We start from the raw sequence: 12,125 nt of genomic DNA, 5'->3' as shown, positions 1-12,125 counted from the left end.
CTCACGGTTATTAATGATGACAAATAACGGCCATCTTTACTATAGTCCACACGGTTCATGGCATTAATAAATACAACAGAACAATCGGCCAGATCACAATCCACGGCAAGGCCCGCCAGACGAGGGCTCAGAGCCAACGGCGTGACATATGTTCATGCTGATAAATATAAATTATATATAAATATATAGTTGAGAAATTTTAATAGTAGCCAGTTTCACTCATTATATAAAACTAAGAGATTGCAACGTATATCTCCTGTGCTATATTTCGCGTGAAATTTACCCGCGATTGCTTTATTTATTATTTAATATTTAAAATACGCATAATATTTATTATCTATTATTATTTCATTCACCTGATATCAGGTAAAAATACGCAAAGGTTAATCCTATGATGACAAGACGTTCATTCGTCAGACAAGGCCTGGTGACTTCAACAAGTATGCTACTCGCTGGTATGACGGGCTTCAGCTTTAGCCAATTTGCCCGCGCGACAGAGAACCGCCGCTGGCAAATGCCTGATGAAGGCGCACCGCATGCAGCAACCTGGATGGCGTTTGGTGCCAGTGCGGAGATCTGGGAACCTCATCTGCTACCGGTGGTGCAGGAAAACCTGGCGTTAGTTGCCAAAACCATCGCCGCATTTGAACCCGTGAATATGTTAGTACGCGAAGAAGACAGCGAGCTCGCCGCGCGTCTGTGCGGGCCGTCAGTCAATCTTCTGGTTCACCCAATAGACGATCTGTGGATCCGCGACACCGGGCCGGTGTTTGTGAAAAGTGCCAGCGGCGCGCTCGGCGGAGTGGGATTTAATTTCAACGGCTGGGGCAATAAGCAAGAGCACGAACGAGATGCCGATGTGGCTGAATTTGTTACTGATTACGTTCATGCCGAGTTTATCCGCTCAGTGCTGACTCTGGAAGGTGGCGGTATTGAGGTAGATGGTGAAGGTACAGCAATCATCACCGAGAGCTGCGTGCTTAACTCCAACCGTAATCCTGGCGTCAGCAAAGCCGAATGCGAAGAAGAACTTAAGCGACTGCTAGGTCTGGAGAAAATCATCTGGTTGCCAGGTATTGCCGGCAAGGATATTACCGACGGCCATACAGATTTTTACGCCCGATTCATGCATCCGGGTACGGTGGTGGCGGGTCTTGAGCAGGATCCGTCATCCTTTGATTACGCGATCACCCGACGTCATCTGGACATATTACGGGCCGCCACGGATGCCAAAGGCCGACGGTTGGAGGTAGTCACGCTGGAAGGACCTTCTACCATCCGCCAGACTTATGCGAGCGATGATTTCGCCGCGGGGTATATCAATTTTTATCTGTGTAATGATGCCGTCATTGCACCGCAATTTGGCGATAAGCGCACCGATCGTAATACCCATGCTATTTTGCAGGAGCTGTTTGCCGATCGTGAAATTATTCAGTTGAATATCGACGGTATCGCTGCCGGTGGCGGCGGTATTCACTGCGCGACACAGCAGCAGCCTCGTTAATGATTAACAATTGAGTGCGTTGTGGGAAGGTGGGGAAACTCACTTTCCTGGCAATAAAAGAATGATTCCCTTAGAAAGATGCCTCCATAGGTTAAATTTTAATAAACAAAGCACCTAATTAACATTTATGAAATAAATACCATTAAAAGATAACACTTTAATAGCTTTCATCGATCTTTCATGGTATTTATGATCTGCTAAACCTATCGATAAAATCTATCAAAAGATTTATATTGATCGTTATTATCGATCGTATATTCTGTCTTAAATAATGACTTCTGACGCAACTTTTATTATCAGTACAGCCACAAAGATTGTTCTCCCCTGCGTTGTGAAACACAGTGAAATTATCGAGGGTCACATTTAAAAAATCCATATAACATATTTTAGAATAGTTTTCAATTAGCGAAAACATCCAAAAATACACATTTCAAACCTCTAGTCTAACCTGTTTTAAGTAGATGACTTAAATCGAGAACGGTGATAACTCACTGAGAATTGCGAATGATGATATTGCTAAGAAAAACGGAAAGTATAAATTTCATTAATACATTTAGAGACTATTTTTGTGTCGGCATCGCGTTTTTTGCATTACAGCTGGTCGCAGGTCATCTCAGTAAGCAAGAGGATGTTGCGGGTATAACACTGCATTTTTACGATCTCACTTTACCTCTCATTTCTGCACTGCTGGTTTTATACCGGCAAAAGGCGCTGCCAATTTTGGCTGCCTTTTTCTTGTATGCGCTTTACACTTACTCTTTATCTTCGGTATTCACACTAACGGCTCAGCTACTGGCTGCTCTCATTAGCCAGACACTCTACTTTTTCTCGACAGGCAAACGAGGCGCGGTTAGCTTTGGTCGTAGCCAGCTTACAACCCTGCGTATTGTCTGGCTCGTGTGTTGCAACGCCTTACTATTCATCTCAATTGATCACTGGTTCCAATCGAACACAGCCTCTGCACCGATCGCAAACCTTTTCACACTACAAACATTAATTAACTTACAGTGGCTGATGAACTCTTGCCTGACTGGCATCCCTTTTTGTTATCTGTTGCTTAGAAGCGTTCAAAATCCTGCATGGTGCATTCTATACATTAGACAAGTAAAGGCGCTGATAAAATCCGGCCCTCCTATTCTGTATCAAGTATTATGGCTGGTGCTGTTACTCTGCATTATGTCCGCTTTGATCGTCATCAGAGAAGATATTCTTATATTTACAGACTATTCATTACTGTGGTTACTTCCAGTAATGCTATGGGGAGTGATCTGTATTGGCCATGCTTTGATATCCCCTGTATGGGTAACGATGCTTATCCTGTTGGGATATTATATAAACAGTTATATTCCACCTGCTAACTATAATAATTATTTACATAGTCTCGTGATTTCCTCCACGATAGTGTTTGTCTTTTCTATTACGATTGTTGTTACCGGTGTACTTGTGGTTCATAACCGAAAATATCTCCGCCGCCTCAAACAACTTTTTAGATCAGAGCCTAACACCGGACTGCCTAACTTTCAGGCCCTGCAAATGGACATCCGTAAACACGCAACAGAGTGCTTGTGTTACATCCGTTGTACAGAGTTGAATACGCTGGAGCAAACTCACGGCATAGAATTCCGTTTTGAATTTGTAAAAGCGCTAAGCGCATATGTACGTAAATTGATTAAGGGTACAGGTGACATTTATTACGCACCAGGTCATGGAATAATTCTTCGCCTTAATGCTGTCCCTGACATTCCTGATCTCTACAAAGACCTAAACTCTTTTCGTTTTATCTGGAAGGACTACCAATTAGGGCTATCTTGTGGTGTGGCATATACCACCGAGAAAAACCTGATTAAAAATTTATCACAAGCAATTAAGCATCTTAATACCCAAAGCTACATCTCGTTAATGCAGGGGCAACCGTTGTTACTCAGCCCGCAAGTGCCAGGTGATAAAATTGTCAGCCAGGCTGTCATTCGTCATATGTTGCAAAAGGCAATTGACAGAAAGTCGTTTGAGCTTATGGCTCAACCCATCGTATCAACGATGCTGGTTGTTCAGCCGATCGTTTCAACCACGGGACTGACACGTTATCACGAGATACTTATTCGGATAAAAATGGTTGATGGTAAGTTAATCTTTCCAGACACCATTCTACCGGTTGCTCGCGAGGCAGGATTACTTCCTGCGCTGGATATCACTGTTATAGAGCAAACATTTCGTTTTATACAGTCACGGCAGAAATCTGACCCTAACAGTCACTTCTCCATTAATCTGACGCCTGACTCGCTTAATAAAATTGATTTTCTTGATAATGTTTTTACATTGTTTAGAAAATACTCAATAGCACCTGAACGTATAATATTTGAAGTCATTGAATCAGATATTATTGACAACGCTAATGTCACTGATGTTCTGAGAGCACTACGTAAAGCCGGTTCTAAAATTGCTATTGATGATTTTGGCACAGGAGCATCAAGCTATTCACGACTACGAACATTAGATGCAGACATTCTGAAAATTGATGGTTCCTTCATCCGTAATATATTGACCGATGAATTTAGTCGATGCGCCGTCAGATCCTTCTGCGAAGTAGCAAAACTCAAGAACATGGAAGTAGTCGCTGAGTTTGTTGAAAATGAGGAAATTGAAAAGATGCTAATTACGATGGGTATTGGTTGGTTACAGGGATACCATATAGGGAAACCCGTTCCTATTGAGTTGGCTGAATTATAATTCAGTAATTATAATAATAATTATATTCCTACATTGATTCACTTACCGGCTCCCGTGCCGGTTTTTTTATTCCCTAAAGCAAGCGGGACTTTAATTAAAGCAGGTATGCCGCGGCCGTTTGCCGCGACATACCGTGTTTCATTTTTAACTCAACTCAGCCGAATGCTACGGCCAATTCAGCTTCCATCACTCCCAGGCGCGCTCAGATTTCGCGGCGTCAAACTGCGGCGGCGGTTTGCGAAAACGTCCGGTCAGCCAGGCAAGATACACCAGCCCAACGCCGGCCCATACCAGTCCCAACGTCAGCGATGTCACCTCAAGATTCACCCACAGTACGGCAACCGTGGCGGCACCGACCATTGGCAATACCAGATAGTGCAGCTTCTCCTGCCAGGTATGCTTGCGTCCTTCACGACGCCAGAAGTGGTTAAACACGGAGAGATTAACGAACGTAAAGGCCACCAGCGCACCAAAGTTAATCAACGCCGTGGCAGTCACCAGGTCAAAAAACAGGGCCGACAACGCCACAATCCCGACCATGATGACGTTCAACGCGGGAGTACGCCATTTGGGATGGACATAACCAAAGTACTTCTCCGGGAAGACGTTATCGCGGCCCATCACGTACAGCAGACGCGAAACGCTGGCATGCGACGCCAGACCTGAAGCCAGCGTATTCACAAAGGTGGTACACAGGAAAATAGACTGGAACAGCTTGCCGCCGACGTACAGCGCAATCTCCGGTAGCGCCGCATCCGGGTCTTTGAATCGGCTAATGTCCGGGAAGAACAGTTGCATAAAGAACGAGGCAGCAATGAAGATCAGCCCACCGTACAGCGCGGTAAGAAAAATAGCTTTCGGGATGGTGCGCGCAGCATCCGGCGTCTCTTCAGATAGGGTCGTCACCGCGTCAAAGCCGAGAAACGAGAAGCAGACAATGGTCGCCCCGGTGATAATCGGGATCAAATGCGCATTCTGGCTGATAAACGGTTGCAGCGACCAGACGGTCCCAACCCCTTCCCCTTTGTGCAGCCCCTGCACCACGAGGAAAATGAACACCACGATGATCGCCACCTGCACCAGTACAAACAGCGCATTGAAGTTGGCTACCAGATTAACGCTTTTCAGATTGGCCGCGGTGAGGATCGCGACGAACATCACCACCCAAATCCATGGCGCAACCCCCGGGAACAGCGCGGAAAGGTAAATTTTCGCCAATAGTACGTTAATCATCGGCAGGAAAAGGTAGTCAAGCAGTGACGACCAGCCGACCATAAACCCGACATGCGGGTTGATCGCTTTTTGCGCATAGGTATAGGCCGAACCGGCCTGTGGAAACTGGCGCACCAGCTTTCCATAACTGATGGCGGTAAACAGTACTCCCGCCAGGGCCAGCAGGTAGGAGGCCGGAACATGGCCATTGCTGATACCCGAAACAATGCCAAAGGTGTCAAACACCGTCATCGGCGTGAGATAGGCAAGCCCCATCACCACCACCTGCCACAGCTTGAGGGATTTACGCAGCTGTGCTTTGCCCGGCTGGGCAGAACGATCAGCAGAAGAGTTAGTCGACATAGTTTTCCTCCCCGCTACGAGTCCAGATCTGCGTTCGAAACGTGGGTACAGCAGACCTGGGTCGTGTCGGGGAGGAATGGCATAAAAAAGGCGTCAATGGGGTACGGCACAGATGCGGTCCGTATTTACTGCGGGAGCCATGAATACTCACGCGGGGCGGGTTTTTAAACATTGGCATCATCACATTTCCTCGTCACAAACTCTGTCGGTTATCTGAAGACCCGTTGTCGCCCGCGCTCCATTACGCGACATCCGGGAAATGGCAGGTATTCCTGCAATTTTTACGGGCTGGCTCCGCTCAGCCCGCATGATGCGACTTCTTTTTCAATGACCTGTACAACGGTCAGGCGTTTTTCAGCATCCACTCAATTTCAGTGTCGGTAATCAGACGTTCAAACTGGATAAGCTCATCGTTTTTACAGGCGTGATACACATGGCTAAACCGCTCACCCAATAGTTCACGCAGACTGTCATTTTGCATAAACTCCCACAGTGCATCACTCTGGCGAATCGGGAACGGCAGCCCTTCCTGCTCCAGACCGTTACCCTCCACTTCTTCTTGTAACGGCAGTTCGTTATCCAGACCGTGAAGGATCCCCGCCAGGATGGTCGACATCACCAGATACGGGTTGGCATCAGCCCCCGCTACGCGATATTCAACCCGATGGTTATCACGGTCGCCGCAGGGAATACGCAGCGCCACCGTCCGGTTGTTATGCCCCCAGGAAGCCTGGGTCGGAACATACATCCCCGGCTGGAAGCGGCGATAGGAGTTCACATTCGGCGCCAGCAGCGCCATTGATGCGGGCATCAGATCAATCATCCCGGCAAGCGCACGCTTTAATAACGCGGAATCATCGCCATTCGCATCAGCCAGCACGTTCTCACCTTTGTTATTCATGACGCTGATGTGGATATGCATCCCGCTACCGGCATGCTCCTCATAAGGCTTTGCCATAAACGTGGCATGCATCTTATGTTTCTCTGCCACCAGCCGTACCAGACGTTTCAACGCCAGCGCGTCATCGCAGGCGTCGAGCACGTTGTCGGTATGGTAGAGGTTGATTTCAAACTGCCCAGGGGAGGCTTCAGCCACCGCGCCGTCAGCCGGGATCAGCTGTAAACGGGCCAGTTCATCGATATCGTTCAGCACATCTGCAAAGTGGTTCAGGTTATCAACCGAATAAACCTGACTTTGGGTATTACGATCGTCCGTTCCCGGCGCGCATGGCGGCTGCAGATAACCTTCGGGGTCACGCTTACGATCGAGTAAATAGAACTCCAGCTCTACCGCTACGACGGGGAACAGACCGCGCTGGCGAAGTTTCTGCCAGAGTCGGTTTAGTACGTTCCGCGGCTCAACGTCAAAGGGAGCGCCATCTTCATCCAGCATCGTCAGCATCATCTGCGCAATAAATTCCGGATCGGCAGCCGAAGGGGTTAACGTACCTGCCACGGGTACACAGGTCCGATCCGGTTCGCCAAGCTCCTGGCCTAATCCCGCCTCTTCGACCACATTGCCCAGAATATCCATCGCGAAAACGGATGCCGGGAAATAGCAGCCTTTCTCTAACTTATGCAATCCCGCAACGGGAAGGCGCTTACCGCGAAAACAGCCATTAAGGTCGGTTAACAACACATCCACATACTGCGTATTAGGATAGCGTTCCAGATACTGCTTAACTTCGCGCGCAAACGCGCTACTTCGTCTCTCTTCAGAATGCTGAACAAAATTCTCAACTTCTACGATATTGGTTTCCATGATTCACCGCCGTTGGCCTGGTAAGCTGTTCTGTGATTTGACTGTTAAATATAATGTCCACCATTCGACTCTGGATGCAAACAAATTGTTTGTCAAATGTTAAATTAAGTTTGCTAGAAGGTTATTCCGCTGCTAGATTGAGAAAATAATGAACGGAATGGCACAACAAGGAACCGTTTGGCAATAATTTATTCCAAAACGTGAGGTCGATCATGGGCAATATATTTGACAAGCCAGTTATTGGTGTAGTGATGTGTAGGAACAGGCTTAAGGGTCACCAGACCCAGACTCTGCAAGAAAAGTACCTAAATGCGGTATTAAATGCCGGAGGATTACCGATAGCGCTTCCCCATGCGCTTGCGGAACCCGAATTGTTGAACGCGCTGTTACCGAAACTGGACGGTATCTTCCTGCCAGGAAGCCCAAGCAATGTGCAGCCGCACCTCTATGGTGAAAATGGCGATGAGTCTGACGCCGATCCCGGGCGTGATCTTCTGAGCATGGCGCTAATTACCGCCGGGCTCGAAAGGCGCATTCCCATTTTCGCCATCTGCCGGGGCTTACAGGAATTAGTTGTCGCCACTGGCGGGACTCTGTATCGTCGCCTGTGCGATCATCCACAGTTCCTGGAACATCGTGAAGATGCGGAACTCCCGGTGGAGCAGCAATATGCACCATCTCATGAAGTCCAGGTTCAACAGGGAGGATTGCTATCTCAGTTAATACCAGGTTGCAGCACGTTTTGGGTCAACTCCTTGCATGGTCAGGGCGCAAAAACCCTTGGCCCGCAGCTGCGCGTGGAAGCACGCTCGCAGGATGGATTAGTGGAAGCTGCCAGCGTCTATGACTATCCTTTCGCGCTCGGCGTGCAGTGGCACCCGGAATGGAACAGTAGCGAATACGCCCTGTCGCGTTTGTTACTTGAAGGTTTTATCACCGCTTGTCAGAACCACCTCGCTGAAAAACAGCGACTCTGACCACTACAGTTAAGGAAATGCAATTATGAGCGATGACGGCCTGGCGCCGGGTAAACGTTTGTCAGAGATCCGCCAGCAATTGGGTCTTTCGCAGCGTCGTGCCGCCGAACTGTCTGGGTTAACGCATAGCGCCATCAGCACCATAGAGCAGGATAAAGTCAGTCCTGCCATCAGTACGCTGCAAAAGCTATTGAAAGTATATGGGCTGTCGCTCTCCGAGTTCTTCGCGGAACCGGAAAAGCCTGACGAACCGCAGGTGGTTATCAATCAGGATGATTTGATTGAGATCGGGAGTCAGGGAGTATCCATGAAGCTGGTACACAACGGAAATCCGAATCGTACGCTGGCAATGATGTTTGAAACCTATCAGCCAGGCACGACAACCGGGGAGAGAATTAAACACCAGGGTGAAGAGATTGGCACAATACTGGAAGGTGAAGTGATACTGACCATCAACGGTCAAACGTATCCTCTTGTTGCAGGGCAAAGCTATGCCATTAACACCGGCATACCACACAGTTTCAGCAACACCTCGGCAGGGATCTGCCGCATCATCAGTGCCCACACTCCCACCACTTTCTAATAAGTAGCGGCCTGAGTTTCTCAGGCCTTCTTAAATAACGCGCATTAACAGGGTACATCCCTGGGGCATCGTGCAGCCTGATTTTGCCTGAAAAAGATCAGCAACGAACTTTATCTTATTGATATAAAAGGAGTAGCTATGAACTTTCAGAATCTTAAATATTGGCGTGAGAAAGCCAGCCATTATTCACCAGAGACCCGTTTATTTATTAACGGCGAATATTGTGCCGCCGCTGATAACGAAACCTTTATTACGCTGGATCCGGCAGGACAACGTCCTCTGGCTAAAGTCGCCCGCGGTAAAAAAGCGGATGTGGACCGCGCGGTCACCGCAGCCCGTACCGTCTTTGAACGCGGAGACTGGTCGCAAGCATCACCCGCAGAGCGCGAAGCGGTACTGCACAAACTCGCCGATTTAATGGAGCAGCATCACGAGGAGCTGGCGCTACTGGAAACGCTCGATACCGGTAAACCGATTCGCCATAGCCTGCGTGATGATATTCCCGGCGCGGCACGCGCCATCCGCTGGTATGCCGAAGCTATAGATAAAGTCTATGGCGAAGTTGCCACCACCTCGGTGAACGATCTGGCACTGATTGTGCGCGAACCGGTAGGCGTGATTGCCGCCATTGTACCGTGGAATTTTCCTCTGCTGCTGGCCTGCTGGAAACTCGGCCCGGCACTGGCTGCGGGTAACAGCGTGATCCTCAAGCCTTCCGAAAAATCACCGCTGACCGCCATTCGCCTGGCTGCGCTGGCTAAAAAAGCAGGTTTGCCCGATGGCGTTCTCAGCGTTGTTAGCGGGTATGGTCACGAAGCGGGTCAGGCGTTGTCACAGCATCCGGATGTTGATGTGATCACCTTTACCGGCTCGACCCGTACCGGCAAGCAACTGCTCAAAGATGCTGGCGACAGCAACATGAAACGCGTCTGGCTGGAAGCCGGAGGTAAAAGCGCCAACATCGTGTTTGCCGACTGTCCGGATCTACCGAAAGCCGCCGCCAATGCCGCGGCAGGTATCTTCTATAACCAGGGCCAGGTTTGTATCGCCGGTACGCGTCTGCTGCTGGAAGAGAGCATTGCCGACGAGTTCATCGCCCTGCTGAAAGAGCAGGCGAAAAACTGGCAGCCTGGCAACCCGTTGGATCCGGAAACCACGATGGGCACGCTTATCGACAATGCGCATGCCGACACCGTGCACGGTTTTATTCGCGACGGTGAAGCGCAAGGCACGCTGGCGCTGGATGGCCGCAGCCACGTACATCCGGCCGCTATCGGCCCGACTATTTTTGTCGATACCGCACCGCAGGCCCACGTTAGCCGTGATGAAATCTTCGGCCCGGTACTGGTCATCACCCGTTTTAGCAGCGAAGCCGAAGCCCTGGCGCTGGCCAACGACAGCGACTACGGCCTGGGTGCCGCGGTCTGGACCCGCGATTTGTCGCGCGCCCATCGCATGAGTCGTCGCCTGAAGGCCGGTTCGGTCTTCGTGAATAACTACAACGACGGTGATATGACCGTGCCGTTCGGCGGTTATAAGCAAAGCGGTAACGGACGCGATAAATCCCTGCATGCGCTGGAAAAATTTAGCGAACTGAAAACCATCTGGATCTCCCTGGAGTCTTAATCATGACTGAACATACCAGCAGTTATTACGCCGCAAGCGCCAATCAGTACGAACCGTTTCCGACCCTTAGCGAATCGGTTAGCTGTGATGTTTGCGTCGTGGGCGGTGGTTATACCGGACTCTCCTCCGCCCTGCATTTAGCGGAAATGGGTTACGACGTGGTGCTACTGGAATCCGCGCGTATTGGTTTCGGGGCCAGCGGACGTAACGGCGGTCAGTTGGTGAACTCCTACAGTCGCGATATCGACGTCATCGAACGTACCTATGGCCCGAACGCCGCTAAAATGCTCGGTGGAATGATGTTTGAAGGCGGCAATATCATCCGCGAACGCATCAAGCGTTATCAGATCGAATGCGATTATCGTCCCGGCGGGCTGTTTGTAGCGCTGAACCACAAACAGATGGAAACGCTGGAAGAGCAGAAGTCGAACTGGGAACGCTACGGCAACACGCAGCTTGAACTGTTAGACAGCAGTGAAATTCGTCGCGAAGTCAGCAGCGATCGTTATGTCGGCGCGCTGCTCGACCACAGCGGTGGTCATATTCACCCGCTGAACCTGGCGATTGGCGAAGCTAACGCCATTCGTCTGAACGGCGGACGCGTCTTTGAGCAGTCGCCAGTCACCCGTATTCAGCACACCAGCCCGGCGGTGGTCAGCACTGAAAAAGGCCAGGTGACGGCCCGCTTTGTGATCGTCGCGGGCAACGCCTATCTCGGTGACAAACTGGAACCTGCGCTGGCAAAAAGCAGCATGCCGTGCGGCACGCAGGTGTTAACCACCGAACCGCTGTCGGCGGAGATGGCGCGCTCGCTGATCCCGAAAAACTACTGTGTGGAAGATTGTAACTACCTGCTCGATTACTACCGTCTGACCGGGGATAACCGCCTGCTGTACGGCGGTGGTGTGGTCTACGGCGCTCGCGATCCGGACGATATTGAGCGTCTGGTAATGCCGAAACTGCTGAAGACCTTCCCGCAATTGCAGGGGGTAAAAATTGATTACCGCTGGACCGGTAATTTCCTGTTAACGCTGTCTCGTATGCCGCAGTTCGGCCGTCTTGATACCAACATTTACTATATGCAGGGCTACAGCGGCCACGGCGTGACCTGTACTCACCTGGCAGGACGCCTGATTTCCGAACTGCTGCGCGGGGATGCCGAGCGCTTTGACGCGTTCGCCAACCTGCCGCACTACCCGTTCCCGGGAGGCCGCAGCCTGCGCATTCCGTTTACCGCCATGGGGGCGGCATATTACAGCTTACGCGATCGCCTTGGGGTTTAAGTTCTTCCGCGATAAACCCGACGCACAGGGCGATCCCCCCTGTGCGTTTTTTTATTCCTGGAAAGCGAAAAACAGATAACAGGTACGA

Annotated in this window: 8 protein-coding genes; 6 read left to right on the top strand and 2 right to left on the bottom strand. The window is 50.0% G+C overall.

Annotated features, from left to right (window positions below; genetic code table 11):
* The first annotated feature begins 391 nt into the window (after positions 1-391).
* Together OGY10_RS07035 and OGY10_RS07030 are read left to right on the top strand one after the other, a co-directional pair.
* Positions 392-1,504, top strand: coding sequence for an agmatine deiminase family protein (locus OGY10_RS07035; protein WP_286576552.1), 1,113 nt, complete (start codon positions 392-394; stop codon positions 1,502-1,504).
* 504 nt (positions 1,505-2,008) lie between these two features.
* Entirely contained in the window at positions 2,009-4,231 is a 2,223-nt protein-coding gene (locus tag OGY10_RS07030) for an EAL domain-containing protein (protein WP_284884287.1), read from the top strand.
* A gap of 186 nt (positions 4,232-4,417) precedes the next feature.
* Here OGY10_RS07030 and OGY10_RS07025 read toward each other — a convergent pair whose 3' ends face one another.
* Both OGY10_RS07025 and OGY10_RS07020 read right to left on the bottom strand, forming a co-directional pair.
* Positions 4,418-5,806 carry an APC family permease gene (locus OGY10_RS07025; protein WP_071444618.1) on the bottom strand — a complete coding sequence of 463 codons (1,389 nt, stop codon included), beginning with the start codon at positions 5,804-5,806 and terminating at the stop codon, positions 4,418-4,420.
* Between the two features lie 343 nt (positions 5,807-6,149).
* Entirely contained in the window at positions 6,150-7,568 is a 1,419-nt protein-coding gene (locus OGY10_RS07020) for a glutamine synthetase family protein (protein ID WP_003830879.1), read from the bottom strand.
* Positions 7,569-7,780: 212 nt separating this feature from the next.
* On the opposite strand from OGY10_RS07020, the gene puuD reads away from it, so the two are divergent.
* The 4 genes from puuD (at position 7,781) to OGY10_RS07000 (ending at position 12,037) form a co-directional block, all read left to right on the top strand.
* A complete protein-coding gene (gene puuD, locus OGY10_RS07015) occupies positions 7,781-8,545 on the top strand; it encodes a gamma-glutamyl-gamma-aminobutyrate hydrolase (RefSeq protein ID WP_286576549.1) in 765 nt (254 codons plus the stop codon).
* A gap of 25 nt (positions 8,546-8,570) precedes the next feature.
* Positions 8,571-9,128: an HTH-type transcriptional regulator PuuR gene (puuR, locus tag OGY10_RS07010; protein WP_003830877.1), complete on the top strand. Its 558-nt coding sequence runs from the start codon at positions 8,571-8,573 to the stop codon at positions 9,126-9,128.
* 138 nt (positions 9,129-9,266) lie between these two features.
* The gene (gene puuC, locus OGY10_RS07005) at positions 9,267-10,754 is read left to right on the top strand and encodes an aldehyde dehydrogenase PuuC (RefSeq protein WP_286576547.1); all 1,488 of its coding nucleotides are present in this window, start codon (positions 9,267-9,269) and stop codon (positions 10,752-10,754) included.
* Between the two features lie 2 nt (positions 10,755-10,756).
* On the top strand, positions 10,757-12,037 hold the full coding sequence (locus OGY10_RS07000; protein ID WP_220395099.1) for an NAD(P)/FAD-dependent oxidoreductase: 1,281 nt from the start codon (positions 10,757-10,759) through the stop codon (positions 12,035-12,037).
* Positions 12,038-12,125: the final 88 nt, after the last annotated feature.

Source organism: Citrobacter sp. Cpo148 (genome assembly GCF_030332375.1).
In the GTDB taxonomy this organism is placed as follows: Bacteria; Pseudomonadota; Gammaproteobacteria; order Enterobacterales; family Enterobacteriaceae; genus Citrobacter; species Citrobacter portucalensis.
This window is presented reverse-complemented; position numbering and strand designations above follow the sequence as displayed.